The organism is Zoogloea sp., assembly GCF_023150065.1.
In the GTDB taxonomy this organism is placed as follows: domain Bacteria; phylum Pseudomonadota; class Gammaproteobacteria; order Burkholderiales; family Rhodocyclaceae; genus Zoogloea.
Genome location: NZ_JAKLLN010000023.1, coordinates 28,525 through 54,744 on the forward strand (window position 1 = coordinate 28,525; position 26,220 = coordinate 54,744).

The 26,220-nt window shown below is 65.8% G+C and carries 28 protein-coding genes and 1 tRNA gene; 15 read left to right on the forward strand and 14 right to left on the reverse strand.

What is annotated here, in order from left to right:
- Entirely contained in the window at positions 1 to 483 is a 483-nt protein-coding gene (locus tag L6Q67_RS19735; RefSeq protein ID WP_296573656.1) for a hypothetical protein, read from the reverse strand.
- Positions 484 to 545: 62 nt separating this feature from the next.
- Between L6Q67_RS19735 and L6Q67_RS19740 the strand changes: the two genes are divergently transcribed.
- Positions 546 to 734, forward strand: a complete 189-nt coding sequence (locus tag L6Q67_RS19740) for a hypothetical protein (protein ID WP_296573659.1) — start codon at positions 546 to 548, stop codon at positions 732 to 734.
- A gap of 38 nt (positions 735 to 772) precedes the next feature.
- Here L6Q67_RS19740 and L6Q67_RS19745 read toward each other — a convergent pair.
- The 3 genes from L6Q67_RS19745 to serS form a co-directional block, all read right to left on the reverse strand.
- Positions 773 to 862, reverse strand: a tRNA-Ser gene (locus L6Q67_RS19745).
- A 75-nt stretch (positions 863 to 937) separates the two neighbouring features.
- Entirely contained in the window at positions 938 to 1,303 is a 366-nt protein-coding gene (locus L6Q67_RS19750; protein WP_296573662.1) for a carboxymuconolactone decarboxylase family protein, read from the reverse strand.
- A gap of 94 nt (positions 1,304 to 1,397) precedes the next feature.
- Complete coding sequence (serS, locus tag L6Q67_RS19755; RefSeq protein WP_296573665.1) at positions 1,398 to 2,684, reverse strand: serine--tRNA ligase; 1,287 nt, start codon at positions 2,682 to 2,684, stop codon at positions 1,398 to 1,400.
- A 261-nt stretch (positions 2,685 to 2,945) separates the two neighbouring features.
- On the opposite strand from serS, the gene L6Q67_RS19760 reads away from it, so the two are divergent.
- Entirely contained in the window at positions 2,946 to 3,218 is a 273-nt protein-coding gene (locus L6Q67_RS19760) for a hypothetical protein (RefSeq protein ID WP_296410586.1), read from the forward strand.
- A 2-nt stretch (positions 3,219 to 3,220) separates the two neighbouring features.
- On the opposite strand, the gene L6Q67_RS19765 is transcribed toward L6Q67_RS19760, so the two are convergent.
- The 4 genes from L6Q67_RS19765 to L6Q67_RS19780 form a co-directional block, all read right to left on the reverse strand.
- Positions 3,221 to 4,555 carry a replication-associated recombination protein A gene (locus L6Q67_RS19765; protein WP_296573667.1) on the reverse strand — a complete coding sequence of 445 codons (1,335 nt, stop codon included), beginning with the start codon at positions 4,553 to 4,555 and terminating at the stop codon, positions 3,221 to 3,223.
- Positions 4,556 to 4,570: 15 nt separating this feature from the next.
- Positions 4,571 to 5,197 (reverse strand): outer membrane lipoprotein chaperone LolA, encoded by a 627-nt coding sequence (gene lolA / locus L6Q67_RS19770; protein ID WP_296573670.1) that lies wholly within the window; start codon positions 5,195 to 5,197, stop codon positions 4,571 to 4,573.
- A complete protein-coding gene (locus L6Q67_RS19775) occupies positions 5,194 to 7,488 on the reverse strand; it encodes a DNA translocase FtsK (protein WP_296573674.1) in 2,295 nt (764 codons plus the stop codon). Before L6Q67_RS19775 ends, lolA begins: the two co-directional genes overlap by 4 nt.
- A 138-nt stretch (positions 7,489 to 7,626) precedes the next feature.
- Positions 7,627 to 8,298 (reverse strand): cyclic nucleotide-binding domain-containing protein, encoded by a 672-nt coding sequence (locus L6Q67_RS19780; protein ID WP_296573677.1) that lies wholly within the window; start codon positions 8,296 to 8,298, stop codon positions 7,627 to 7,629.
- A 244-nt stretch (positions 8,299 to 8,542) separates the two neighbouring features.
- Here L6Q67_RS19780 and trxB point away from each other — a divergent pair, with 244 nt between their 5' ends.
- From trxB to L6Q67_RS19810, 6 genes are all read left to right on the forward strand, one after another.
- Positions 8,543 to 9,502 carry a thioredoxin-disulfide reductase gene (gene trxB, locus L6Q67_RS19785; protein ID WP_296573680.1) on the forward strand — a complete coding sequence of 320 codons (960 nt, stop codon included), beginning with the start codon at positions 8,543 to 8,545 and terminating at the stop codon, positions 9,500 to 9,502.
- Positions 9,503 to 9,572: 70 nt separating this feature from the next.
- A complete protein-coding gene (locus L6Q67_RS19790; protein WP_296573683.1) occupies positions 9,573 to 10,571 on the forward strand; it encodes a Smr/MutS family protein in 999 nt (332 codons plus the stop codon).
- Between the two features lie 308 nt (positions 10,572 to 10,879).
- Positions 10,880 to 12,832 carry a TAT-dependent nitrous-oxide reductase gene (nosZ, locus tag L6Q67_RS19795; protein WP_296573687.1) on the forward strand — a complete coding sequence of 651 codons (1,953 nt, stop codon included), beginning with the start codon at positions 10,880 to 10,882 and terminating at the stop codon, positions 12,830 to 12,832.
- A 110-nt stretch (positions 12,833 to 12,942) separates the two neighbouring features.
- A complete protein-coding gene (locus L6Q67_RS19800; protein WP_296573690.1) occupies positions 12,943 to 13,737 on the forward strand; it encodes a hypothetical protein in 795 nt (264 codons plus the stop codon).
- Between the two features lie 167 nt (positions 13,738 to 13,904).
- The gene (locus tag L6Q67_RS19805; protein ID WP_296573777.1) at positions 13,905 to 16,049 is read left to right on the forward strand and encodes a 4Fe-4S binding protein; all 2,145 of its coding nucleotides are present in this window, start codon (positions 13,905 to 13,907) and stop codon (positions 16,047 to 16,049) included.
- Positions 16,046 to 16,468: a transcription regulator gene (locus tag L6Q67_RS19810; protein WP_296573693.1), complete on the forward strand. Its 423-nt coding sequence runs from the start codon at positions 16,046 to 16,048 to the stop codon at positions 16,466 to 16,468. Before L6Q67_RS19805 ends, L6Q67_RS19810 begins: the two co-directional genes overlap by 4 nt.
- Before the next feature lie 32 nt (positions 16,469 to 16,500).
- Here the strand turns inward: L6Q67_RS19810 and L6Q67_RS19815 are convergent, their stop codons facing one another.
- Entirely contained in the window at positions 16,501 to 16,779 is a 279-nt protein-coding gene (locus L6Q67_RS19815) for a type II toxin-antitoxin system HicA family toxin (RefSeq protein WP_296573695.1), read from the reverse strand.
- Positions 16,780 to 17,018: 239 nt separating this feature from the next.
- On the opposite strand from L6Q67_RS19815, the gene L6Q67_RS19820 reads away from it, so the two are divergent.
- Genes L6Q67_RS19820 through L6Q67_RS19850 form a run of 7 tightly spaced genes read left to right on the forward strand, consistent with a single transcriptional unit; the run spans position 17,019 to position 21,653 of the window.
- Positions 17,019 to 18,251, forward strand: coding sequence for a nitrous oxide reductase family maturation protein NosD (locus L6Q67_RS19820; RefSeq protein ID WP_296573780.1), 1,233 nt, complete (start codon positions 17,019 to 17,021; stop codon positions 18,249 to 18,251).
- On the forward strand, positions 18,232 to 19,143 hold the full coding sequence (locus L6Q67_RS19825) for an ABC transporter ATP-binding protein (protein ID WP_296573698.1): 912 nt from the start codon (positions 18,232 to 18,234) through the stop codon (positions 19,141 to 19,143). Before L6Q67_RS19820 ends, L6Q67_RS19825 begins: the two co-directional genes overlap by 20 nt.
- A 13-nt stretch (positions 19,144 to 19,156) precedes the next feature.
- Positions 19,157 to 19,972 carry an ABC transporter permease subunit gene (locus tag L6Q67_RS19830; RefSeq protein ID WP_367171659.1) on the forward strand — a complete coding sequence of 272 codons (816 nt, stop codon included), beginning with the start codon at positions 19,157 to 19,159 and terminating at the stop codon, positions 19,970 to 19,972.
- Positions 19,969 to 20,493: a nitrous oxide reductase accessory protein NosL gene (locus tag L6Q67_RS19835; RefSeq protein ID WP_296573703.1), complete on the forward strand. Its 525-nt coding sequence runs from the start codon at positions 19,969 to 19,971 to the stop codon at positions 20,491 to 20,493. The genes L6Q67_RS19830 and L6Q67_RS19835 overlap by 4 nt, the downstream gene beginning before the upstream one ends.
- A gap of 4 nt (positions 20,494 to 20,497) precedes the next feature.
- The gene (locus L6Q67_RS19840) at positions 20,498 to 20,770 is read left to right on the forward strand and encodes a hypothetical protein (protein WP_296573706.1); all 273 of its coding nucleotides are present in this window, start codon (positions 20,498 to 20,500) and stop codon (positions 20,768 to 20,770) included.
- Positions 20,767 to 21,150, forward strand: coding sequence for a hypothetical protein (locus L6Q67_RS19845; protein WP_296573710.1), 384 nt, complete (start codon positions 20,767 to 20,769; stop codon positions 21,148 to 21,150). Before L6Q67_RS19840 ends, L6Q67_RS19845 begins: the two co-directional genes overlap by 4 nt.
- Positions 21,147 to 21,653, forward strand: coding sequence for a nitrous oxide reductase accessory protein NosL (locus L6Q67_RS19850; RefSeq protein WP_296573712.1), 507 nt, complete (start codon positions 21,147 to 21,149; stop codon positions 21,651 to 21,653). Before L6Q67_RS19845 ends, L6Q67_RS19850 begins: the two co-directional genes overlap by 4 nt.
- Before the next feature lie 28 nt (positions 21,654 to 21,681).
- Here the strand turns inward: L6Q67_RS19850 and L6Q67_RS19855 are convergent, their stop codons facing one another.
- The 5 genes from L6Q67_RS19855 to L6Q67_RS19875 form a co-directional block, all read right to left on the reverse strand.
- On the reverse strand, positions 21,682 to 22,827 hold the full coding sequence (locus L6Q67_RS19855; protein WP_296573715.1) for a hypothetical protein: 1,146 nt from the start codon (positions 22,825 to 22,827) through the stop codon (positions 21,682 to 21,684).
- Positions 22,828 to 22,853: 26 nt separating this feature from the next.
- Positions 22,854 to 23,357 (reverse strand): hypothetical protein, encoded by a 504-nt coding sequence (locus L6Q67_RS19860; protein WP_296573718.1) that lies wholly within the window; start codon positions 23,355 to 23,357, stop codon positions 22,854 to 22,856.
- The gene (locus L6Q67_RS19865) at positions 23,354 to 24,157 is read right to left on the reverse strand and encodes a peptidoglycan DD-metalloendopeptidase family protein (RefSeq protein ID WP_296573721.1); all 804 of its coding nucleotides are present in this window, start codon (positions 24,155 to 24,157) and stop codon (positions 23,354 to 23,356) included. Before L6Q67_RS19865 ends, L6Q67_RS19860 begins: the two co-directional genes overlap by 4 nt.
- 197 nt (positions 24,158 to 24,354) lie before the next feature.
- Positions 24,355 to 24,753 (reverse strand): c-type cytochrome, encoded by a 399-nt coding sequence (locus L6Q67_RS19870; protein ID WP_296573724.1) that lies wholly within the window; start codon positions 24,751 to 24,753, stop codon positions 24,355 to 24,357.
- A gap of 120 nt (positions 24,754 to 24,873) precedes the next feature.
- Positions 24,874 to 26,220 (reverse strand): fused MFS/spermidine synthase, encoded by a 1,347-nt coding sequence (locus L6Q67_RS19875; RefSeq protein WP_296573727.1) that lies wholly within the window; start codon positions 26,218 to 26,220, stop codon positions 24,874 to 24,876.

Below are 26,220 nucleotides of genomic sequence, written 5' to 3' on the forward strand. Positions count from 1 at the left end.
TCAGGTTCCTTTCTTGAGGGGAAGACTCGTAGCAATCTCGACCGTACCGGCCACGTGCCGCCGGATGACACCAGGATCATGCGCGGCAGCCGAAGCCGTGATCGCCTGTCGCAGCAAGGCCTCGCACAGGGCGAAGCTCCTGCGGACCAGCGCATCCTCGAGCCCGGCGGCCTGGCTGGCATCCTTCGGGGCTTGACTGATGATCGAGGCCAGGGAGGCCGTGGTGAAATCCAGGATGGCACCCAGGACTTCCGAGTGCGCCTCTCCCTGCCCCTCCAGTACCACCAGGGATTCCCGCAACTGCCCCGTTAGATCCCGCGCCCAGGCATGGGCTGCGGCATAGCCGAGCGCACCGTCATGCTGGCGCTTGAGCTGGCCGAGCAGGACACGCAGCTTGTCGCTGTTGGTCGTCGCGCCATCAACACGCAACTGGGCCAGCCACAGATACAGATCACCCGGAATCCGCGCGGAGATCGGCTCCATGCCACCTGCTTGACCCATACACCACCCCATGCCCATGTCACATTGAACACAATTGTATTCACATGAACACTGAAGTCAATTCAGATATTCCGAATGGAAATTTCGAAGAAAGTTTGTGCGCGCACAGGCGTCAGATCGGCAAGCCGGGTGAAACGGAACGGCTTTTTTCGGAGGCGGGGATGCTGACTGGAGAGCACGTGGCGCCGACACGCTGGCTGACAGACGGCGCCGAACTGGGAAAGGTGAGCTAAATGCAAAAAAGCCCTTGATTTCTCAAGGGCTTTTTATCTGGCGGAGAAGGAGGGATTCGAACCCTCGATACGGAGAACCGTATACCGGATTTCGAGTCCGGCGCATTCGACCACTCTGCCACCTCTCCTGGTGCTCTGCCTTCAGCTTGTGCTGCTGGCTGATCGAAGCCCGCGATTATATATCAAATCGCAGGAAATGCCAGTCATTCGGCGAGCCTGGCTGCGGCTGCGGTGAACTCGTCGTAGGCGCGCACGGCTTCGGCGGCATACATCAGGCTGGGGCCACCGCCCATGTAAGTGCAGATGCCCAGGGTCTCCATCAGCTGCTCGCGGGTCATGCCCAGGCGAATCAGGGCCTTCACGTGGAAGCCGATACAGCCGTCACAGCGCGCCGACACGCCGATAGCGAGGGCGATGAGTTCCTTCTGCAGGGCCGACAGGGAGCCCTCCTTCATCGCCTCCTTGGCCATGCTGGAGAAGCCCTTCATGGTGTCGGGAATCTCGGCGTGGAGGGCCTTGAGGCCCTTGTTCAGGTCACCGGTGATCTGGATGAAGGACTTGCTGCTCATGATGAAAGCTCCAAAACGAATTAGAACTTTCTAATATACAGAAAAGATGATGATCCGAAAACCGGGGAGTCTCCTCCCCGGCGTCAGTACCCGATTACAGGGGCGCTTCGAGCACCGTGATGCCACCCATGTAGGGCTGCAGCACGGTGGGGATGCGCACCGAGCCATCGGCCTGCTGGTAGTTTTCCAGCACCGCCACGAGGGTCCGCCCCACCGCCAGGCCGGAGCCGTTGAGGGTGGCGAGGGCCTCGTTCTTGCCCTGGGCGCTCTTGAAGCGGGCCTGCATGCGCCGGGCCTGGAAGCTCTCGAAGCACGAGCAGGAGGAGATCTCCCGATAGGTGTTCTGGGCCGGCAGCCACACTTCCAGGTCGTAGGTCTTGGCCGCGCCGAAGCCCATGTCGCCGGAGCACAGCACGATCTTGCGGTAGGGCAGCTCGAGCTTCTGCAGGATGGCCTCAGCGTGGCCGGTGAGCTCCTCCAGGGCATCCCAGGCGCTCTCGGGGCGCTCGATGCGGACGAGTTCGACCTTGTCGAACTGGTGCTGGCGGATCATGCCGCGGGTGTCACGGCCATAGCTGCCGGCTTCGGAGCGAAAGCACGGGGTGTGGCAGACGAATTTCATCGGCAGGGCTTCGGCCGGGACGATCTCGTCGCGGACGATGTTGGTGACCGGCACTTCGGCAGTGGGGATCAGGTAGAACTTGCCGCCATCGGCCTTGGGCACGGAGAAGAGGTCTTCCTCGAACTTGGGCAGCTGACCGGTACCGTACATGCTGTCGGCGTTGACCAGGTAGGGGGCGTAGAGCTCGGTGTAGCCGTGCTCGGCGGTGTGGGTGTCCACCATGAACTGGGCCAGGGCCCGGTGCAGGCGCGCCAGGCCGCCCTTCATCAGTGTGAAGCGGGCGCCGGAGATCTTGACCGCGGTTTCAAAGTCGAGCCCGCCCAGGCGGGTGCCGATATCCACGTGATCGCGCACTTCGAAGTCGAAGCTGGGCACCGTGCCCCAGCGGCTCACCTCGACGTTGTCGGCTTCCGACTTGCCCACGGGCACGCTGTCATGGGGCAGATTGGGCAGGCCGGCCACGAAGGCGCTGAAGCGCTCCAGCAGCTCGGCCAGGGCGGCCTCGTTGGCCTTCAACTCGTCGCCGATGCCCGCCACCTCGGCCAGCACGGCGGAGGCGTCCTCCCCTTTACCTTTGAGCTGGCCCACCTGTTTGGACAGGGTGTTGCGCCGCGACTGGAGCTCCTGGGTACGGGTCTGACGAGACTTGCGCTCATCTTCCAGGGCCTGGAAGGCTGCCACATCGAGGCTCATCCCCCGGGTGGCCAGCCGCTCTGCAACAAAATCCAGACGGGTACGCAGCAGTTGTACGTCAAGCATGACAATCCCTATTCAAATCAGAAAATTAGCCTATCGAAACGGCAGCGGCCCGGAAATTGCTCAAGCGCGACCACTGCTTTTCGGTTATATTGCACCGCAGCATGCGTTTCACGCATGACGCATCAGAAACAATAGAAATCAAGAAGTTAATAGCAGTAAAAGGCGGAAACTTTTCTTGATTTCACAAACTCACAGGTCACAATTGTAGAGAGGCGTGCATCAGACTGCGCCATTCCAATGCGACCACCGAAGGAGACCCCGATGTTGTCCATTCGTGACTGCCTGGATTACTGCGACCTGACCGACGAAGACGTCGCCATCATTGCCGAGCACCATGACATCCCCGATGCCGCCGCAGCCCAGATCGCCTGCGGGCTCGTCCAGACCCGTGAAGGCACCCTGATGCTCACCCAGTTCATGCTTGATCTGGTGGATGCCGCCGAGGAGCGCGGTGATCGGGCCAAGGCCAAGCGCTTCCGGGATGCCTGCGCCCGCTTCATTGCGGCGCACCCCCTCCCCCACGAGCAGCATTGAGATCACTTCCTGCCTGACGGGTTTGCTTGCCGGGCTTCGTACTCCCGGTCGAGTTCCCGCAGGCGCTCAAGCTTTTCGGCGATCTTTGCTTCCAGCCCACGGCCCGTAGGCTCATACCAGCCGGGCCTGCCCATGCCCTCGGGCAGATACGATTCGCCGGCGGCGTAGGCACCCGGCTCATCGTGGGCGTAGCGGTAGGCCTTACCGTAGCCCAGTTCCTTCATGAGCTTTGTCGGCGCGTTGCGCAGGTGTATCGGCACCGGCCGGGACACGTCCTGCTTCACAAATTGACGCGCTGCATTATACGCCTTGTAAACCGCGTTCGATTTGGCGGCGCAAGCCAGAAAGACCGCCGCCTGACCCAGGGCCAGTTCGCCTTCCGGTGAGCCCAGGCGCTCGAACGTCGCACAGGCGTTGAGGCAGATCTCCAGCGCCCGGGGGTCCGCCAGGCCAATATCCTCGATCGCCATCCGCACTAGCCGCCGCCCCATGTACAGCGGTTCGGCACCACCGTCGAGCATGCGGCACAGCCAGTAGAGCGCCGCATCCGGGTCCGAACCCCGGATCGACTTGTGGAGTGCCGAGATCTGATCGTAGAAGGCCTCGCCGCCCTTGTCGAAACGCCTCAGGTTGCGCGACAGGGCCTCGTCGATGAAGGCCGGCGTCACCGGGTTGACCCCGGCCGTGGTGGCCGCGGTGGACACCTGCTCGACCAGGTTGAGCAGGCGGCGGGCGTCACCGTCGGCAAAGCCGGTCAGGCGATCCCGGGCATCGTCCTCGAAGGCGAGCTCGGGGCACGCCACCTGCCGCGCCCGCTCGAACAACTCGGCCAGCTCGACCTGGCTGAGAGACTCCAGCACATAAACCGCCGCCCGCGACAGCAGCGCCGAATTCACCTCGAAGGAAGGGTTCTCCGTCGTCGCGCCGATCAGCGTGACCAGACCCTGCTCCACATAGGGCAGAAAAGCGTCCTGCTGGGCCTTGTTGAAGCGATGCACTTCATCCACGAAGAGGATGGTGTGACGCCCCCGGCTACGCTCGGCCTCGGCCCGGGCAATGGCTTCGCGGATATCCTTGACGCCCGAAAACACGGCCGAAAGGGAGGCGAACTCGGCGTCGAAAGCCCTTGCCATGAGCCGCGCCAGGGTGGTCTTGCCCACCCCCGGCGGCCCCCACAGGATCATGGAGTGGGGCTTGCCAGACTGAAAGGCCAGGGCCAGGGGCTTGCCCGGGCCGAGCAGATGCTTCTGCCCGATCACGTCGGCGATGGTCTGCGGACGCATGGCCTCCGCCAGGGGCTGACGTGGCGGATCGAGGGTGTCGAACAGGTCGGCCATGGGCAGCGGGGTCGGCTAGTCGCCGACCACGTCGGCGCCCTTGGGCGGCACGAAGCGGAACAGCCCCGCATCCAGGGACGGATTGCGCTCCATCTGCAGGAAGTTCAGGGATGTCGTCTGACCAAAGTTGTCGTAGAGGACCATGGCCTTCAGCTGGCCGCCGGAAAAGCCCATGCGGATGCGCTCGAAGCTGCTGTCGTCGGCCTTGGGCCTGGCCTCGACCCATTCCATGCCGTCAGCGGCGCCATCATCCTGGAGGGTGAAGTTCTTCTCGAGGGAATTGTCGCCGGCCAGGATCGCCGCCGGTGTGCTGCCCAGGGCCTGGCCGAGCTTCTTGGTGGTGACCTGGTTGAGCTCCTGATCCCAGGCCCACAGCTTGCTACCGTCCCCCACCAGCAACTGGGCATAGGGCTTCTCGTAAGTCCAGCGGAACTTGCCCGGGCGCGAGAAGGCAAAGGTGCCGCTGGCCTGCTGGGGCTTGCGCCCCGACTTGGAGAACACCTGCTGCGTGAAGCTGCCCCGCGCCGAACGGGTGCCATCCATGAACTGCTTGAGCTGGGCCAGGGAATCGGCGTGGGCGGTGCCGGCTGCAAACAGCAGCGAGGCCACCAGGACACGCAGCGTACGGGTACGGACCATCATTCTCCTTCGCGGGGCGGTGTCACCACCTCCCGGTTGCCATTGCTGCCCATGGCCGAGATCAGGCCCGAGCGTTCCATCTGTTCAATAAGGCGTGCAGCCCGGTTATAACCGATGCGCAGGTGCCGCTGCACCAACGAAATCGACGGCCGGCGGGTCTTCAGGACGATCTCCACAGCCTGATCGTAAAGGGGATCGGCCTCGCTGCCCTCACCACCACCTTCGCCACCGCCCAGCAGATCACCGCCCTCCTCGTCCGACGGCGCAAGGATGCCGTCGATGTAGTCGGGCTCGCCCAGCGCCTTGAGATGTTCGACCACCCGATGCACCTCATTGTCGGCCACGAAGGCACCATGGACACGGATGGGCAGGCCGGTGCCGGGTGCCAGGTAAAGCATGTCGCCCATGCCCAGCAGCGCCTCGGCACCCATCTGGTCGAGGATGGTGCGGGAGTCGATCTTGCTGGACACCTGGAAGGCCATGCGGGTCGGGATGTTGGCCTTGATCAGGCCGGTGATCACGTCCACGCTGGGGCGCTGGGTGGCCAGGATGAGGTGGATGCCGGCCGCCCGGGCCTTCTGGGCCAGGCGTGCGATCAGCTCCTCGATCTTCTTGCCGACCACCATCATCAGGTCGGCCAGCTCGTCGATGATGACGACGATGTAGGGCAGCTTGTCGAGGGGCTCGGGATTGTCGGGGGTGATGGAGAACGGGTTCTTGAGGGGCGACCCGACCTTGGCCGCCTCCGCCACCGCCTTGTTGTAGCCGGCGAGGTTACGCACCCCCAGGGCCGACATCAGCTTGTAGCGCTTCTCCATCTCGGCCACGCACCAGTTGAGCGCGTTGGCGGCGTGCTTCATGTCGGTCACCACCGGCGCCAGCAGGTGCGGGATGCCCTCGTAGATGGACAGCTCCAGCATCTTCGGGTCAACCAGGATCAGGCGCACGTCCTCGGGTTCGGACTTGTAGAGCAGCGACAGGATCATCGCGTTGATGCCCACCGACTTGCCCGAGCCGGTGGTACCGGCCACCAGCAGGTGGGGCGTCTTGGCGATGTCGGCCACCACGGGCTGACCGCCGATGTCCTTGCCCAGGGCCACGGTGAGGGGCGAATGCATGTCGTGGTAGGCCTTGGAGCCGAGGATCTCGGACAGGCGCACCGTCTGGCGCTTGGGATTGGGCAGTTCCAGAGCCATGCAGGTCTTGCCCGGCACGGTTTCCACCACGCGGATGCTCACCACCGACAGGGCCCGGGCCAGATCCTTGACCAGGTTCATCACCTGGCTGCCCTTCACGCCCACCGCCGGCTCGATCTCGAAGCGGGTGATCACCGGCCCCGGATAGGCCGCCAGCACCTTCACCTCGACGCCGAAGTCGGCCAGCTTGCGTTCGATGAGACGGGAGGTGAATTCGAGCACCTCGGCAGACGGCGGCTCCACGTCATGGGCAGGTTCGTCGAGCAGGGCCAGAGGCGGCAAGGCGCCACCGGGCAGCTCGGTGAACAGGGGCGTCTGGCGCTCCTTCTCGACCCGGACGGACTTCTCGACCTCGACAATGGCCGGCTCGATGCGTACCGGCGGGGGCGGCGCGACCTCCTCCTTCTTGCGCTTGGTCTCGACCACCGCTTCACGCTTCTGGGCCACCTCGCGGCCGACGCGGCGGTCTTCCCAGGTCTGAACCCCCTGGGTAGCAAACAGCCAGACTTTCTCCAGCCCCGCGCCCAGGGCTTCGGAGGCCTCCAGCCAGCTGACACCGGAAAAAAGGCTGAGCCCGCCAGCGATCAGCGCCAGCAGCAGCAGCGTTCCGCCCGTGAAACCCAGGTATTGCAGCACCAGATTGCCGAGCTCGATGCCGATCACCCCGCCCGGCTCCATGGGCAGGCTGGCCTTGAGGGAATAGAAACGCATGGCCTCCAGGCCACTGCTTGCCAGCAGCACCACCAGAAAACCGATGACCACCACCAGGAAGGAGCGCCGGTCGGCGCCAAAGACCAGTTGCAGACGACGGAAACCGACGGCCAGGCCGAGGCCGAGAAAGATCACCCACCACCAGGCGGACAGCCCGAAGAGATAAAAGAGCAGGTCCGACAACCAGGCCCCGAAACGCCCCCCCGGGTTGCTCACATGCTCCACCTGCACGGCGTGGGACCAGCCCGGATCGGCCTTGGAATAGCCGAACAGGACCATGGCCACGTACAGGGCCAGCACGCCCAGCAACATCCAGCGTGCTTCCTGCAGCAGACTGGCGATTTTCTCGGGGAGGGGAAGCGGTCGGGTGGAAGGACGATTGAGCATGGATGGGTGGTGCCGGATACGGGTGGAGCCTGAAATGCAAAAGCGCGGCAAGGGGCCGCGCTTCGATTATAAACCAGGGTCTCTGGTCGGCCCTTCCTCCCCGGGTTCCAAATGGGTAAGGAAGGATTTCCGGACCATTCACAAATCGTAGATCTTTTCGCGCAGGATCACGCCGCCATCGGTTTCCTCGATCAGGCCACGCAGGCCCAGATCCTTCATGACCCGGCTGACCATCTCGCGGGAGGCGCCGATCATCTTGGCGATATCCTGCTTGGATATCTTCTTCTTCACTACCTTCAGGCCGTCCACCTCTTCCGACATTTCGAGCAGCAGGCGGGCGACGCGACCGTAAACGTCCATCAGCGCCAGGCTTTCGATCTTGCGGTCGGCGTCGCGCAGGCGGCGGGTGAGGTTGCACATGACGTGCCAGGAAAGCTCGAAGTTCTCCTGCATGAGACGCTTGAAGTCGGTCTTGGCGATGGTCACCAGGTCGGACGGGGACACGGCCACCACCGACGCGGAGCGGGGGCTGTCATCAAGAACACCCATCTCGCCAAACATCTCGCCCTGACCGAGAATGGTCAGGATGACTTCACGACCATCCTCATCACTGACCATGACCTTCAGATTGCCCGTCAACACGAAATAGACAAAGTCGGTGCGATCGCCCTCGTGAACCACGGCGGAGCCCCGCGGCACCCGTCTCATCATCGCGCAACGTGCAACGGCCGCCAGCCGGTCATCGCCCAGGCCCTGGAAGATCGGGAAGGTCCGCAGGGCAATCGTGGACACGGAGCTGGTAACGGTCATAAGGCCTCTCCTAAGCAGGATGCAGATTAATCGGCAGGCGGCACAAACTGGCCGTCATGCACACACAACGGCAAAGTATAAATCAAACTTGAGGCGCATCTAAGGACATGGGCACATCCCGCCCCGGCCGCGGGTAACGGAATCCACCCTGGAATCCCCCCTTTCCCGGGCCGGGCTGCCCCCGGGGAACGGAGCGCCTTATAATCTGTCTCCCTTGCTCCAGACACTTGAAAGACCCAACAAGATGGCCACTCGTCACATCAAGCTGCTCATCCTCGGTTCCGGCCCCGCCGGCTACAGCGCGGCCGTCTACGCCGCCCGCGCCAACCTGAACCCCGTGCTCATCACCGGCATCGCCCAGGGCGGCCAGCTGATGACCACCACCGAAGTGGACAACTGGCCCGCCGATGCGGACGGTGTGCAAGGCCCGGAGCTGATGGCGCGCTTTGAAAAGCACGCGCTGCGCTTCAACACCGAAATGATCTTCGACCACATCCACACCACCCACCTGGCCGAAAAGCCGATCCGCCTGGTGGGCGATGCAGGCGAATACACCTGCGACGCGCTGATCATCGCCACCGGCGCCAGCGCCCAGTACCTGGGCCTGCCCTCCGAGGAGGCCTTCTCGGGCAAGGGCGTGTCCGCCTGCGCCACCTGTGACGGCTTCTTCTACCGCAATCAGGAAGTCTCCGTGATCGGTGGCGGCAACACCGCCGTCGAAGAGGCCCTGTACCTGGCCAACATCGCCAGCAAGGTGACCCTGGTGCATCGCCGTGACAAATTCAAGGCCGAGCGCATCCTGATCGACAAGGTCATGGAGAAGGTTGCCGCCGGCAAGATCGTGCTGGAGCTGGACTCCACCCTGGATGAAGTGCTGGGCGACAAGACCGGCGTGACCGGCATGCGCATCAAGAGCACCAAGACCGGTGCCACCAAGGACATCGACCTGAAGGGCGTGTTCATCGCCATCGGCCACAAGCCCAACACCGACATCTTCGAAGGCCAGCTGGAGATGGAGGGCGGCTACATCGTCACCCAGGGCGGCCGCAAGGGCAACGCCACGGCCACCAGCGTTGCCGGCGTGTTTGCCGCCGGCGACGTGCAGGACCACATCTACCGTCAGGCCGTCACCAGTGCCGGCACCGGCTGCATGGCCGCACTGGATGCCGAACGCTACCTCGACAGCCTCGGCCTCGCCGGCTGACCCTGGCATCACCCCATGACGGACCGGGCCTCCCGGTCCGTTGTCATTTTCCGGACTTTTTTTGCACGCCATGGGCAAGGACAAGCACAACGCCGGACTCGACGCCCTCAAGGCGATCAGGAAACAGGTGCCCAGCAAGGCGGTCGTCAAGGCCCTCGCCGGCAAGCCACGTCGCGCACCGGAGGTGACCAGTCAGCCCGACGAAGCGGACGAAGCCGGAATCTTTCGTCAGGAGGTGGGCGCCGTGCAGCCCATCCGCGGTGGCGGCCAGGCCGATCTGGCCCGCCCCAGGCCGGCCCCCGTCCCGCGCCCCCGCGTCGTCGAGGCCGAACCCGAAGCCCCCCGCCGCGCGCCACGCATCGACGAAAACGACCCGATGGCCGTGTTCCGCGCGGCCCTCGGTGAGGTCGCCCCGATCAAGGACTTCAACCGGGTGGACCTGAGCCAGCAACGCCAGCAGGCCAACCCCCAGGTGCGTGCCGTCGACAACTGGGTGCCGCCGCCAAGCCTGCTCGACGAGCAACTCACCCACGACCCCGCCGAACTCTTCCGCCAGGTGGCCGGCGCCGTCGCCCCCCTGAAGGACAAGAATCTGGCCGACGTGGAACGCCCCGTGCCCGCCCCCCGGCCGCGCCAGCGCGAGGAGGACGAGCGGGAAGTGCTGCGCGAAGCCATCGAGGCGCCGCTGAGCTTCGAAGACCGCCTCGACACCGGTGACGAGGCCGCCTACCTGCGCACCGGCCTGCCCCGCCGGGTACTCACCGACCTGCGCCGGGGCCGCTGGGTGGTCCAGGGCGAGCTGGACCTGCACGGCCTCACCCGCGACGAGGCCCGCGCCAGCCTGGCCCACTTCATCGCCCTGTCCCTCCAGCAGGGGCGGCGCTGCCTGCGCGTGATCCATGGCAAAGGTCATGGCTCGCCGGGCCGCATGCCCGTGCTCAAACATCTTTCCCGGGGCTGGCTGGCCCAGCGGGAAGACATCCTCGCCTTCTGCCAGGCCCGCCCCCACGACGGCGGAGATGGCGCCCTGCTGGTCCTGCTGCAGGCAGGAAGCAACGCCCGCAGCTGAACGCGCAACAGCCTTCCGGCGCCCCCGGCAGGGCCACCGGAGCCTGCCCTCGGGTCAGAATTTGTCCTTATATTTCAGCATCTTCTAATACAGATCCGGGAAAATCGATGTTTTCCCGGCGTCTTTGGCAATTCTTGCCCGGCATCAATTTTTTTCAGGGCCTCCACACCTAGAGTGCGCTGCGACGGATTGTCGCAGGGAAAGAATGCCGCACCCCGGCTACCTCGCTCCTGCGTCGTCCATCCAGTAACGCCCGCCCCACGGCGCGGCCTGTTCGCCCTCGGCTTAGGGACACACGGAGACCCGCAATGAGCACACAAGACATCAAGCACGACGACCAAGACATGGTTCCGGGACGCCGCAAGTTCCTGAACACCGCAGCCCTCGCCGGCCTCACCGGTGCCGGCCTGTCCGTAGGCCTTTCCGCCTGCAAGCAGGAAGCCGCTGCCCCGGCTGCCGCCCCCGCAGGTGCAGCCCCTGCTGCCGCCCCGGCCGCCGCCGGTCACGCCAGCTCCGTCCATCCGGCCCCGGGCCAGCTCGACGAGTACTACGGCATCTGGTCCGGTGGTCACACCGGTGACATGCGCATCCTGGGCATCCCCTCCGGCCGCGAAATCACCCGCGTGCCCGTGTTCAACCCCGATCCGCTGGTCGGCTGGGGCATCACCAACGAGTCCAAGGCCATCATGGGCACCAAGGCCGATGGCAGCCTGCGCTACACCGTCGCCGACACCCACCACACCCACGCCTCGTACAAGAACGGCACCTACGACGGCAAGTACGCCTGGATCAACGACAAGATCAACGGTCGCGTCGCCCGCGTCCGCCTGGACACCTTCGAGTGCGACAAGATCACCGAGATCCCCAACGTCCAGGGCTTCCACGGCATCTTCCCCGACAAGGCCGACCCGGTTGATGCAGCCATCAACTACACCACCCGCGTTTTCGCCGGCTCCGAGTTCAGCATTCCGTTGCCCAACGACGGCAGCAATCTGAACGACATCAGCAAGTACCGCTCGCTGTTCACCTGCCTCGACGCCGAGACCATGGTGGTGCGCTGGCAGGCCCTGATCGACGGCAACTGCGACCTGGTCGCCAGCTCCTACGATGGCAAGCTGGCCGCCACCAACCAGTACAACACCGAAATGGGCGCCAAGTACGAGGACATGATGTCCGCCGAAAAGGATGCCTGCGCCTTCTTCCACATCGCCCGCATCGAGCAGGCCGTGAAGGATGGCAAGTTCAAGACCTACGGCGACAGCAAGGTTCCGGTGGTGGACTGCACCCGCGAGTCCAACAAGGACCCGAAGACCGCCCTGGCCGCCTACGTGCCGGTTCCCAAGAACCCCCACGGCGTCAATGCCAGCCCGGACAAGAAGTACTTCATCTGCGCCGGCAAGCTGTCCCCCACCGCCACCGTCATCGAGCTCTCCAAGGTGCTCGACTACTTCGACGGCAAGCTCGAGGACATCAAGGCCACCGTGGTGGCGGAAGTGGAACTCGGCCTCGGCCCCCTGCACACCGCCTTCGACGGCCGTGGCAACGCCTTCACCACCCTGTTCCTGGATTCCCAGGTCGTGAAATGGAACGTGGAAGCCGCCATCAAGTTCCACGCCGGTGACAAGAACGCCAAGTACATCGTCGATCGCCTGGATGTGCAGTACCAGCCGGGCCACCTCAACGCCTCCCAGTCCGAAACGGTGGAAGCCGACGGCAAGTGGCTGTGCGTGGGCTGCAAGTTCTCCAAGGACCGCTTCCTGCCCGTCGGCCCCCTGCACCCCGAGAACGAACAGCTGATCGACATCTCCGGTGAAAAGATGAAGCTCATCGCCGACCACCCGGTCCGCCCCGAGCCCCACGACTTCATCATCGTCAAGCGCGAGCACATCAAGACCCGTCAGGTTTACAACCTGGACGATTTCCCCAATGCCATCAAGGACCCGAAGGAATCCGGCGTCTTCCGCAATGGCAACAAGGTCACCGTCAAGCTGGTGTCCCAGGCTCCGGCCTTCAGCCTGCGCGAGTTCACCGTCAAGAAGGGCGACGAAGTCACCCTCATCCTCACCAACCTGGACAAGGTCGAGGACTTGACCCACGGCTTCGCGATCCCGAAGTACAACATCAACTTCATCGTGAATCCCCTGGAAACCAAGTCGGTCACCTTCAAGGCCGACAAGCCGGGTGTGTACTGGGCCTACTGCACGCACTTCTGCCACGCGCTGCACCTGGAAATGCGCACCCGCATGATCGTCGAGAAGTAATCGGCACCCTGCAACAACCGCGATAAATGAAGAACTTGGGGGAGGCGCTTGCGTCTCCCCATTTTTTTCTGGCGGCCAGACATCACCCCACTCTCGCCTGGAGACACCGGATGCGCCCCTCCTCCCTCCTTGCCACCGCCCTCGCCGCAAGCCTGCTCACGCTGGGCGCGATCACCCCCCGCCCTGCCCTGGCCGGAACACCCCAGGAAGCCACCGCCGAGCTGGCCGAACAGGGCCGTACCCTGAGCCTGCGAGCCACCAAGGCCTATCTGATGGCGCAGCAGGGCATCACACCGGACGCCTCCCGGCGCATCCTGGCGGATTCGATCGCGCGCATGGACCAGAACATCACCACCCTGCACGCCCGCAAGCTGGACGAGCCGGCACGGGGCAAGCTCGCCGAGCTCGACCGGGTGTGGGGCAGCGTCCGCACCCAGCTCAGCGCCCCGCCCAGCGCGGAGGGCGCGCGCAGCCTCTATGACGGCAGCGACGCCCTGGAGCGCGCCGCCCATCATCTGACCATCGCCCTCAATGCCAACGCCCCGGAAGCATCCCGCCGGCTGGTCCTGCCCAACCGCCTGCGCGCCCTCTCCCAGCGCATCGCCCTCTTCTATCTGTACCGGGCCAGCAGCCTGATGACACCCCATGCTCCCGAAGTGGAGCTGATCTACGCCCGTGGCGAGTTCCCCGCCAATCTGAGCCGTGCCGAAAAAACCGGAAACCTCCCCGCCGACGCCCAGCAGGCCCTCGCCGAGCTGTCCCGGACCTATCCGGCCTACCACGCCTCCGCCGGAAAACTCGACGCAGCCCCCGCCATGCTCAAGACCGCCCCCGCGGTCATGGAGATGAGCGAACAGATCCTCGTCACCACCGAAAAGCTGGTTGCCAGCCTGCTCGCCCAGTGAATGATGTCGGCTGCCATCCTGCATTTTTTGCGGCTTGACTCAGCTTAAGGACAGGCCCGGCGCACACCATCAGAATTTGCTGAAACGCTGATTCATCGGAGCCCAAGATGTTTTCCCCCCTGCTTCAAAGCCTGCACCGTCGCGCCAGCACCGTGCTCGTCACGCTGATGGCCGGGCTGCTGCCCCTCGGCAGCGCCCTCGCCGACACCTACGAAGTCAAGCTGCCCCCCGAACTGGCCACGTCGCCGAAGATGTGCGACTACGCCCCCTGCAAGGACGTGATACCGGGCGCCACCGATTTCTCGGAGCGCAAGGGCCAGCCCTGGTACGTGGAAGCCTACAAGGATGAAGCCGGGCAGAAGAAGCTCCTCGGCTACGTCATGCTGTCCACCGACATCACCGACATCCCGGCCTACTCGGGCAAGCCGGTGGTCACCCTGATCGGCATGGACACGGCCGGCAAGTTCACCGGGGTGAAGATCCTCAAGCACTCCGAACCCATCCTGCTGCTGGGCATCCCCGAATCGGCCCTGATCAAGTTCAACGATCAGTACCTGGGCAAGTTCGTCGGCGACAACATCGAGATCGGCAAGTCCCGGCCCGAGGAAAACCTCATCGGCCTCGACGCCATCACCGGCGCCACCGTCACCGTCATCGCCCAGAACCAGGTGATGATGACCAGCGGCAGCGAGGTGGCCAAGCAGGTCGGCATCCTCAAGCCCGTCATCCGTCCCCAGGCCAGGTTCCCCACCTCCACCGTCACGCCCTCCTGGGCCGACCTGGTGGCAGACGGCAGCGTTCAGCGGCTCACGGTGAAACCCGAAGAAGTGGGCCTGAAGAACGACGGCCGCCCCTACATGGATCTGTGGTTCGGTTACCTCAACCAACCCACCATCGGCCGCGCAATACTCGGCAAGGACGGCTACGAGGGGCTGATGGGCCGCCTCAAGGAAGGCGAGCACGCCATCTTCATCATCGCCAACAACAGCATGGACTCCTTCAAGGGCTCCGGCTTCGTGCGCGGCGGCCTCTACGACCGGGTCCAGGTGCGCCAGGACAAGGACGGCTTCACCTTCCGCGACCTCGACTACGTCAACCTGTGGGGTATCGCCGCCGCTGGCGCCCCGGCCTTCAACGAATCAGCGATCTTCATCATCCGTGGCAAGAGCTTCTCGGCCGCCTACCCGTGGAAGCTGGTCTTCCTCGGCAACAAGATCGACAAGGAAACCGCCGCCAAGACCTTCGCCAACTTCGACAAGGAATACTGGCTCGCCGACAAATACCTGGAAGGCGGCCGCCCGGTGGTGGTCAAGCCCGACCCCACCTGGCTGAAGGTCTGGAAGGACAAGGTGGTGGAGATCATCGCCTTCACCGCCCTGCTCCTGGTCATCGCCGCCGCCTACGCCAGCCGTGACAAGCTGGTGCGTCGCGCCGACCGCAAGAACAAGTGGCCGGTGAATGCCTTCAAATACACCGGCTGGGTGGTCAGCATCGGCTTCGTCGGCTTCTACGCCATGGCCCAGCCGTCCATCACCCAGGTGCTCACCTGGTTCCACAGCCTGCTGTTCCAGTGGAAGTGGGAGCTCTTCCTGTCCGATCCGCTGATCTTCATCTTCTGGATCTTCATCATCGTCACCGTGTTCGTGTGGGGTCGTGGCCTGTTCTGCGGCTGGCTGTGCCCCTTTGGCTCCCTCTCCGAGCTGCTCTACAAGATCGGCCAGGCGCTGGGCCTGAAGCGCTTCCAGTTTCACCTGCCCCAGGCGCTGCACGACAAGCTCAAGTGGGTGAAGTACGCGGTGTTCTTCGGCCTGCTGGCGGTGTCCTTCTTCAGCATGGGGCTGGCCGAACAGCTGGCCGAGGTCGAGCCCTTCAAGACCACCTTCCTGGTCGGACTGCTCAACCGCAGCTGGCCCTACACCCTGTTTGCCGGCGGCCTGCTGGGCCTGTCCATCTTCACCGAGCGGCCCTTCTGCAAATACCTGTGCCCCCTGGGCGCCGCCCTGGCCATGCCCACCACCTTCCGCTGGTTCGGCCTCAAGCGGAAGGACGAATGCACCAGCTGCAAGGCCTGCGCCAAGGGCTGCGGATCGCTGGCCATCGACACCAAGGGCAACATCGACCAGCGCGAATGCATGCTGTGCCTCGACTGCATGGTGCTCTACTACGACGACCACGCCTGCCCGCCCCTGGCCCAGGAGCGCAAGCGCCGCGACAAGGCCGGCCAGCCCCTCACCCCGATCAACGGCAAGGGCTACTTCATTCCCATCCACCCGGCACCGGCGAACACGAAGAAAGAAGGAGCAGCCGCATGACCATCGCCGACAAGAACGAACTGCGCCATCCGCCCTACGATCAGGCCAGCGGCCTCGGCTGGTTCCTGGCCGAACTCCGCGACCACCTGTGGCCCTGGGCCGGCAAGGGCCAGCCTGCCCGCAAGGCCATCCAGGGAGCGGGATTTGCGCTGGCCCTGGCGGCCACGGTTGCGTGGGTGATGGCCGCGCTTGGCCACCTGTCAGCCGGCGCCATCATCGGCTGGTGGTTTGGCTGGAGTCTGTTCGAGGTACTGGTCCGGCTGGACGCCAAGCCCTACGTGAAGGAAGGCCCCTGGTGGGGCCACCTGTACCGCCGGGCCAGCGTGATGGACATGCTGTGCTACGTGAGCTTCAAGAACCTGCTCATCGGCGCAGCGCTCTTCATCGGCCTCAAGAGCGCCGGCATCCTGCAGCTCTGAGCCCCCCCGGGCGCAACGCCCCTCGGCAGCCCTCAGCGCCCGGCCTCGGTGTAGGCCGAGGGCGTCACCCCTGCCGCGGCCAGGCATTCCCGCAGGTGCTTGATGTCCTGCTTGCCAAATTCGTTGCCGTGGTGGGGGTGATGGAGGAAGAACTCCCGACCGTTCAGCACCACCCGGAAACGCGCCCCATGGCCGGGCTCGACGAGGGCATCCAGGTGATGCAGCAGGGACTCCACCTCCCGCCACTGGATGTTGCTGCTGATGGGCTCCCTGAAGATTGACTCCAGGAGATGCCGATGCTTGTTGCTCATGGTCTTCTCCTTTGCAGTCCCACTGCATCCATGGAGCCATTCTCCTCCCTTGCAGCCCCCAGGACACCCCCCTTGATGCATCATGTTGCAATCACCGCAGCGACTTCACCTGCATCAAGGCCCGCTGCGGCATTCCGTCGCACACTGCCGCCCAGTCAGTCTCACATTCCGCCATGCATCCAACCCCCGCCTCCTCGTGCCAGACCCGCTACCGCCTCGCCGCCCTGGCGCTGGCCGCCATGCTGGTGGGGCACGCAGGCGTTGCCGCCGGCGCCGAATGGCAGGTAAAGCCGGGTGAGTCCATCCAGGCTGCCCTCAACCGCGCCACTGCAGGCGACACCCTCCGTGTGGCCCGCGGCCACTACCCCGGCAAGCTGCACATCGACAAGCCTCTGCGCCTGATCGGCGAGGGCCGCCCCACCATCGACGGCCTCGGCAAGGGCGACACCATCCGGGTGGCCGCCGAGGACGTGAGCATCGAAGGCTTCATCGTTGCCGACTCCGGCGCCGACCTGGGCGAACAGCACGCGGGCATCTACATCCAGCCGGGCAGCCACCGGGCCCGGGTGGCCCGCTGCGACTTCAGCTACACCCTCTTCGGCCTGTGGATCGAGAAGGCGAAGGACGTGGTGATCGAGGACAACCTGATCACCGGCAAGCGCGACCTCGACTCGTCCCAGCGCGGCAACGGCATCCAGCTCTACAACACCACCGGCGCCCGCATCCTGCGCAACAACATCAGCTTCGTGCGCGACGCCATCTACGTGGATGTGTCCCACGACGCGATCTTCCGCGGCAACCGGATGCACCACAGCCGCTACGGCACCCACTACATGAACTCCTACCGCAATCTGTGGGAGGACAACGACACCTACTTCAACCGGGGCGGTCTGGCCCTGATGGAGGTGCGCGACCAGGTGGTGCGCAACAACCGGGCCTGGGGCAATTCCGACCACGGCATCATGCTGCGCACCATCCAGGACGCGGTGGTGGAGAACAACATCGTCGCCGGCAACGCCCGGGGCTTCTTCATCTACGACGCCGAATACAACACCCTGCGCGGCAACCTGGTGGTGGACAACCAGGTGGGCATGCACGTGTGGGCCGGCTCGGTGCGCAACGTGGTCGAGAAGAACGACTTCATCTCCAACCGCGAACAGGTGAAGTACGTCGCCTCCAAGGATGAAAAATGGGGTGTCGAAAGCGGCAACCACTGGAGCAACTACGTGGGCTGGGACCGCAACGGCGACGGCCACGGCGACGTGCCCTACGAGGCCAACGACATGGTCGACCGCCTGTCCTGGCGCCACCCCATGGTCAAGCTGCTGCTCGCCAGCCCGGCCATCCAGACCCTGCGCCTCATCGCGCAGCAGTTTCCGCTGCTGCGCGCCCCCAGCATCGTGGACCCCAAGCCGCGCATGCGCCCCGAACATTCCGACTGGAGAAACTGGCTTGGCAAGCACTATCGTTGAAGCCCGCGGGGTGACCAAGGATTTCGGCAGCATCCAGGCCGTCAAAGGTGTCGACCTGTCCATCGCCCCGGGCGAACTCTTCGGCCTGATCGGCCACAACGGCGCCGGCAAGAGCACCCTCTTCAAGATGATGCTCGGCCTGATCCCCCTCACCTCGGGCACGATCCATCTCGATGGCGAGCCCATCACCGGCCCGCGCTTTCGCGAGACCCGGCGCAAGATCGGCTACCTGCCCGAGAACGTCGTGCTCTACGACAACCTCACCGGCCTGGAGACCCTGTATTTCTTCGCCGACCTCAAGGCCGTGCCCCGACGCGAGTGTGCCGGCCTCCTCGACAAGGTCGGCCTGGCCCAGGCTGCCGGCCGGCGGGTGCGGGAATACTCCAAGGGCATGCGCCAGCGCCTCGGCTTTGCCCAGGCCCTGCTCGGCAAGCCGCGCCTGCTGTTTCTCGACGAGCCCACCACCGGCCTCGACCCCGGTGCCATCCGCGACTTCTACCGCATCCTGCGCGAGCTCAAGGGCGAAGGCGTGACCATGGTCCTCACCTCCCACATCCTGGCCGAGATCCAGGAGCGGGTGGATCGCCTGGCCATCATGGAAGGCGGCCAGATCCGCGCCACCGGCAGCGTCCAGGCCCTGCGCGAGGCCATGAACCTGCCCCTGACCCTGGAGATCGCCGGCGGCGCCGGCCTGCGCGAGCAGGTCGCCCGGGCCCTGGAAGGCCTCGCCATCGAGGGCATAGACGAAGCCGGCAGCGTGCTCCACATCCGCCTCGCCCGGGACGCCAAGATGCCCGCCCTGACCCGCCTGGCCACCCTGGGCGACACCCTGCGCGACCTCCACGTCCGCGAACCGTCCCTCGAGGACGTGTTCTTCGGCTACCGGAACTGAGCCCATGCTTTCCATCGACTTCAGACAGATCGGCATCGTCGCCGGCAAGGAATTCTGGGACCGCATCCGCAACCGCTGGGTGCTGGCCGTGTCCATCGTGTTCACCGTGTTCGCCCTGGTCATCGCCTACTTCGGCGCCGCCCAGCAGGGCGCGGTGGGCTTTCGCTCCATCGACGTGACCATCGCCTCCCTGGTCAGCCTGGTGATCTACCTCATCCCCCTGATCGCCCTGATCCTCGGCTTCGATGCCATCGTCGGCGAGCGCGAACGGGGCTCCCTCGACCTGCTGCTGACCCTGCCCATCACCCGCAAGGAGCTGATCCTCGGCAAGTACACCGGCCTGGCCGGGGCCCTGGCCTTCTCCACCGTGGCCGGCTTTGGCGCGGTGGGCGTCATCCTGTCCCCCAGCCTCAGCCTGAGCGCCCTCTTCCACTACGCCGGCTTCATGCTGTCGGCCATCCTGCTGGGCTTCGCCTTCCTGAGCCTCGCGGTGATGCTGTCGGTCTTCGCCACCGACCGCACCCGGGCTTCGGGCCTGGCCATCGGCACTTGGTTCTTCTTCGTGCTGGTGTTCGACCTGCTGATCCTCGGCGCCCTCGTCGTCACCGCCGGCGAATACGGCGGCGCGGTGTTTCCCTACCTGCTGCTCCTCAACCCGGCCGACGTTTTCCGCATCCTCAACGTCTTCAGCCTGGACGAGGTACGCACCCTCTACGGCCTTGCCACCGTCTTTCCCGAAGCCCTGAGCAACCCCGCCACCCTTGGCGGCGTCATGCTCGCCTGGATCGTCGGCCCCCTGGCCGTCGCCATCTGGAGATTCGAACGATGAAGATTCCGCCCCTCCTCGCCCACACTGCCGTGCTGCTGGTGGCCGCCAGCCTGCTCGCCGCCTGCGGCCAGAACAGCACCAGCACCGTCACCCCCAGGGAGATCGCCCAGGACACCTACTGCGCCCTGGACGGCATGCTCCTCGCCGACTACCCCGGGCCCAAGGCCCAGATCCACTACGCCGGCCAGCCCGAACCCGAGTTCTTCTGCGACACCACCGAAATGTTCTCCCTGCTGCTCAAGCCCGAGCAGGCCCGCAAGGTGGCCGCCGCCTACGTGCAGGACATGGACAAGGCCGACTGGGCCGCTCCCAAGGGCGCCTGGATCGACGTCAAGGTCGCCTTTTACGTGGTCGGCTCGAAGAAGCGCGGCGCCATGGGGCCCACCATCCCATCTTTCGGCACACGCGAAGGCGCCCAGAAGTTTGCCGACGCCGAGGGCGGCAAGGTGCACCCCTTCGCCGAGATCACCCCCGACATGGCCCGCCTCGACGGCGGTGCCCTCCACGACCAGAGAATGTAAGCCGATGGACCCGATCTACAGCACCATCCCCCCCGAAGACGCCATGGAGATCGAGCAGATCGCCCGGCTCATGTACGAGGTCCGCGCCGCCCGCGACGAGATGCTCGCCCGCCTCGGTGCCGCCGACGCCCCCCAGGCCCTCGACTGCATCCGCCGGGGCGAACTGCCCGAGCATCCGTCCTACGAGCACTACCTGTCAGCCCGCATCCTTACCGACCTGGGCACCCAGGTGCGCGCCGATCTGGCCGCCCGCATCGAGGAGAGCCAGGGGCGATGAGCATGCATATCGATCTGGCCGCGCGCCTTGAAGAGCACTTTGGCGAGCACCTGGAGCGGGCCGTGGAGCTCAAGCTCGACGCCCTCATCGTCCACCTCGCCAATGGCGTCAGCCTGGAAGCCCGGGTCGCCGACCCCCACGCCTACGCCTTCACCTGGGTATGGGGCGAGGCCGAGTTGCGCATCGACACCGCGCCCCTCCACGCCGATCTGGCCACCTACCCCAATCACCTCCACGCCGCCGACGGCGTGCTGCACCACGACCCGCTCACCGTGGCGGGCGCCGCCCCCTGGGACAACCTCCAGCGCCTCATCACCGCCATCCTGGCCGACCCGCTGCTCGGCAGCGTCACGTCTTCCACCGGAGCCCGCCAAACATGATGCCCCGCCTCCTCTGCACCCTGCTCGCCACCACCTTCCTGGGCCTGGCACCAGCCGCCCCCGCGGCGGCGGCCGACCTGTCACCCCAGTACGTGCAGCGCTCCACCCGCTGCCCGGTGTGCGGCATGTATCCCTACCGCACGCCCCAGTGGATGGGCCAGATCGTCTTCAACGACCAGACCGCCAGCACCTTCGACTCGCCGGTGGACATGTTCCGTTTTCTCAACAACATGATCGTCTTCGACAAGCAGCACAAGCCGGCCGACGTGGGCGCCATCTGGGTGGCCGACTACGGCACCAAAGCCTGGGTGGATGCGAAAAAGGCCTTCTACGTCACCGGCTCGAAGGCCCTCGGCCCCATGAACGATCCCAACCTCCCGGCCTTCGCCACCCGCGAAGCCGCCGACGCCCACATCAAGGCCCAGGGCGGCAAGCTGCTGCAGTACCCGGACATCACCCGGGACCTGATCAAGAGCCTGAGCGGCGGGCACCAGCACCACTGACCTGCGCCGCCCGGCGCGCGTCCCCTCTTTAAAGAAGGTACTGCTCGATGCGGCTCACGGGGGCATTGCGCAGCAGGTAGAGCTGGGGATTGTCCCGTTCGGCCGACTTGCCATTCAGGCTCACGGGCACCGGCTCCCGCTCCAGGACGCACAGGCGCCGGCTGACGCAGTCGGCGCGCCACTCGGGCAGTGCCGTCTTGCCGCGCTCCTCCACCGCGATCCGGGTCAGGGCAAACTGGTCGGCGGGGCCCTCCCGCTCCACCCGCGCCCTGATGGCGTCCCGGGCCTTGTCCAGGCTGCCCTGCTGCACGCACAGGTCATAGAGCGACGCCAGACAGCGCAGGTTGTCGATGCGGATCGGTTTGAGCCCGTGCAGCCACGACAGGGCGGCGATCAGCTTGCGCCCATACACGTCATAGGCGTAAGCCAGAGTCTCGGCATAGAAATCCGGGGTGCGCCCCACCGCCTGCAGGGCCGCCTTCCAGGCCGGGTCGAAGTCGGTCTTGCGCCCGCCCCGGCTCAGGGCGTCGGCCCAGGCGATCTGCCGGGCCCGGCTGGGCAAGCGCAGCACGGCCTGCCAATCGGGCCACAGGGCGCCAAAGCAGGCCTGCAGCGCTGGGCCGTTGCGGGCCTCGAAGCGCCGGAACAGCTCCTGCAGGGTGCCGGTCTTGAGATTGACCTGCAGGGGCCCGAAGGACAGCCCCGCCCCATCGAAGTTGCCCGTCACCTGCTGAAACGGGTCGCCGCTGGTCTCGAAGGCTGCCGTAACCCGCAGGGCGTTGGCAATCGCCAGCTCCGGGCGCAGGGCTGGCAACGCTGCCGGGTCGGGCATCTCCAGGTAGAGCCGCTCGCCCCGCAGCTCCACCTGCCGGAAATGCCCTTCCTGGGCCAGCCGGCTGGCCGACTTGTGCACCTCCGCCAGACGCGCCGCCGTCACCCACACGAAGCGCCCTTCCAGCCCCACCCCCAGCCCCTCGGCCGGCAGCACCGAGTCAATCTGCAGGGGCATGCCCACGGCGTCCCGCAACACCTGGATGGAACCCGCCAGCTCCCGGTGGATGTAGATGGTGCCGTCGTGGCGGGCGTACTCGCGCAGCTGGAAGCTGGGTGTCAGCTGGGCCGCTCCCGGCCCGCCGATGATGAAGTCCCGGGCATACTTGAATCGCGCAGGCATGGCTCTTTCCTCCCTCAAATGGGGCCTCAGGGCAGGTCGCGCCCCTGGGCGATACGGGGCTGGCGACCGTCCCAGTAAAGCAGCAGATCGACCCCCGCCTCGGTACCCAGCAGCACGCCTTCTCCCCGCCAGCCCCGGGTCATCCCGCGCCAGGCGCGGGCCTGGGCCGAACTGCGCTGGAGAACCCCGACAGGCGGCGGCCCGTCCTCCCAGATCGGGGTGGCAAAAAAGCGCCGGTTCTGGATCAGCACGCAGGCGGAAGCGCCCCGCCCCCGGTCCACCACCAGCGCGGCCAGCTGTGCATCGAGGGGGCGCTGCACACGCCGCCACGGGTCGGTGGCCCGCCCGCGAACGTCCGGCAGGGCGCCCGCCGGCAGAAACCACGCCCGGTCCTGCCGCCCGTCACCATCAAAATCCAGTTGCAGGACCACCCCCTGCCCGGCCCCGGCCGGCGGCCCCGACTCACAGGGCGACGCGGCCAGCAGCGGGCCGGCCAGCAGCCAGCCAACCAGCGCCAGTACCCGCCTCATGCACCCGCCAGCCATTTGCGCCATTCATTGAGAAACGGGGTCGGGTCGAGCAGATCGGCACGACGCAGAAAGGGCACCCCGTCGGCCGTCCGCGCTGACAGGTTCTCGGGCACCGTCAGGCTGCCCGTGCCACTGCCGTCGTACATCTCCAGGTGCAGCATGGCACTGGGTACCTGGATGCCCACCAGCAGCCCCACCCGGGCGATCACCTGCCCGGCCTTGACGTGCTCGCCCTTGCGCAGGGTGCAGTCGGGCTTGATCTCACCATAGCGGATCACGAAATCCCCATGGTCGATCTCCAGGGCGTCGGTCTGGGCATAGAAGGCATAGGGGTCGCGGATCACCACCCCATCGCGCACGGCGTGGATGGCGCGCCCCACCGGGGCATACAGATCGCAGCCCGCATGGGCACGCCGCCCACCACTGCGCCGGGAGCCAAAGGAACGGGGTGGATGGGTCCAGTCAGCCACCGCCGGCCGGGCAAAGGGGAAGACCGCATCCCCGCCCGGTGGCCGGGGGGTGTCCGCCAGCAATTGCACCAGCCGCCGCCAGCCGTCGCCAGCCGGCGTGAGCACGCCGCCGGGCTCCAGCCCCGCTACCACCTGAAAGGCCCGGATGGCCTTTACCGTGGCCGACTTGCGCGGTGGGCGGGCAATGCTCCCATCCACCCCCTCCGGATCCGCGCCCTCCCAGCCGGGCTGGCGCGCCAGCCGGGTCAGGGCCGACTGTACGGTTTCAACGTCCTGGCGCTCGTTGCGCGCGCCCTGTTCCCAGGCGCCTACGGCCGCACGGATCTCCATCTCTCCCTCCCCTGTCGTCTGAGAATGTTGCGGGCTCTGACTCTCAGGATAGTCGCCGGAAAACGGCTGTCATCGTTGCCCGGTGACAACAGGCAAAAAAAACCCGGCCGCATGGTGACGACCGGGCCTTGGCGCGTGGGGGGTTACGCGCTGAGGTGAGAAGGAGACAAAGATCTAATCGTGGGGTGCAAAGCCTCTTACTGGGCTTTGGCGACCATGAAGTTCACCACTTCCTTGATTTCGTCGTCGCTCAGGGACGGGCTGCCACCCTTCGGCGGCATGGCGCCCTTGCTGCCGTTGAAGCCCTCGATGGCGTGCTTGTAGAGGGTGTCATTGCCCTGGGCGATGCGCGGGCCCCAGTCGGCCTTGTCGCCGAGCTTGGGTGCGCCGGCCACACCGGTCTGGTGGCACATGGCGCAGGTCTTCTTGAAGATGTCGGCACCCTTGCCGCCATCGGCCGCAGCGGGGGCAGGAGCCGGGGCGGCAGCCACCGGCGCAGGCGCAGCGGCGGGGGCCGCAGCGGGCGGCGCTTCGGACTTGCCGCAGGCGGCCAGCAGGCCAACGAGGATCAGGGGGAGGAGTCGGGAGGTCAGCATGGGGCTCTCTTTGATTGGATGTTGGGTATGGGGAAACCCGCCAGGCGGGTTGTGGAACGGATCGTATGCCGCCTGGCCCCGCCGCCTCATTGACCCGAATCAATTGCCCCGCATCACCATTCAGCGCGAGCGCGCCAAGTCCAGATCGGCCCCGTTGCGCTCGTCCGAATAGGGTGTGATCGCACCCGGCTGGCTGCTGGCGTAGCAGCTCACGACCACGTTGGAGAGGGGCTTGCCCCGGTGAAGCACATCCACCCCGCAACGCCCGAACACGCTCTCGATGGTGGCCAGCAGGTTGCGGGCGTAGGGCGTTTCCAGCTTGCCGTCGAGGATTAGATTGGCCAGCAGCACGCCATCGGGCGCCAGGGCCCGGCGGGTGTCCTGCCAGAACTCCCGAGTCACCAGATGGCCGGGGATGGAGGTGTGGCTGCTGAACACATCCACCACCACCGCATCGTAGCGTTCGGCCGTGGCACGCACGTAGCGGCGGGCGTCATCCACCACGAACTCACCGCGGATCGGCGCCCTGAGAAAGCGCGTCTCGGCGATCTCGCGGATCTTCGGGTCGATGTCCACGTAGGTGTAGCGGTTGACGGGCTCCTGGTGGGAGAGGGTGAAGCCCCCCGCGCCCAGCACCAGCACCGAGCGCCCCTTGAAGGCCAGGTCCTCCAGCAGCAGCTTGCGCAGATGCTGCACGTAGCGGGCGTAGCGCGGTGGCGTGCTGTCGTCCACCAACGACGCAAGCGAGTTATTGACGAAGAAGGCGCGGGGGTCGGCGTGCTCCGGCAGGCTTACCCCCTCCACCGCGTAATCGGCGTAGGCGGTGTCCACCACCGCGCTCGGGGCAAACAGGTTGATCGCCGTGGCCACCAGCCCGACGGCCACGGCCGTGCCCCAGCGCCGCCAGCCGGCCTCGGCCAGCAGCAGGCTGCCCACCGCCAGCAGCAGCGCACACGCCAGCACCGCCACCGACACACCCAGCCACTGCATCACCAGCAGCGACAGGCTCACCGACCCCAGGAAGGAGCCGAGGGTGGACCAGTACAGGGCGTAGCCGCTGGCCTCACCGGTGCGCATGTGCTTCATGAGGTTGGTGAGCACCGGCACGGTCTGCCCCAGCAGCCAGGCCACCGGGCACAGCACACCGCCGATGAACAGCACATAAGCCACCCCCGCCGGCTGCAGGTGGGCAAACAGGCCGTCCACCATCACCCGGGCCAGGCCCAGACCCACCAGCAAGGCCGACAGCAGAAAGTTGCGCGCCACAACGGCGGTGAAACGTTCGCTCACCTTCGCCCCCGAGGCATAACCCAGGGCGAGGGCCAGCAGAAACAGGCCGATGGTAGGCGCGGTGATGACGATGGAGCTGCCCACATGGGGCACCAGCCGGCGCAGGGCGATGACCTCGGCCCCCAGGGAGCAGAAGCCTTCGATGAAGACGATCAGGTAGAGCAGGTGTCGGGGCAT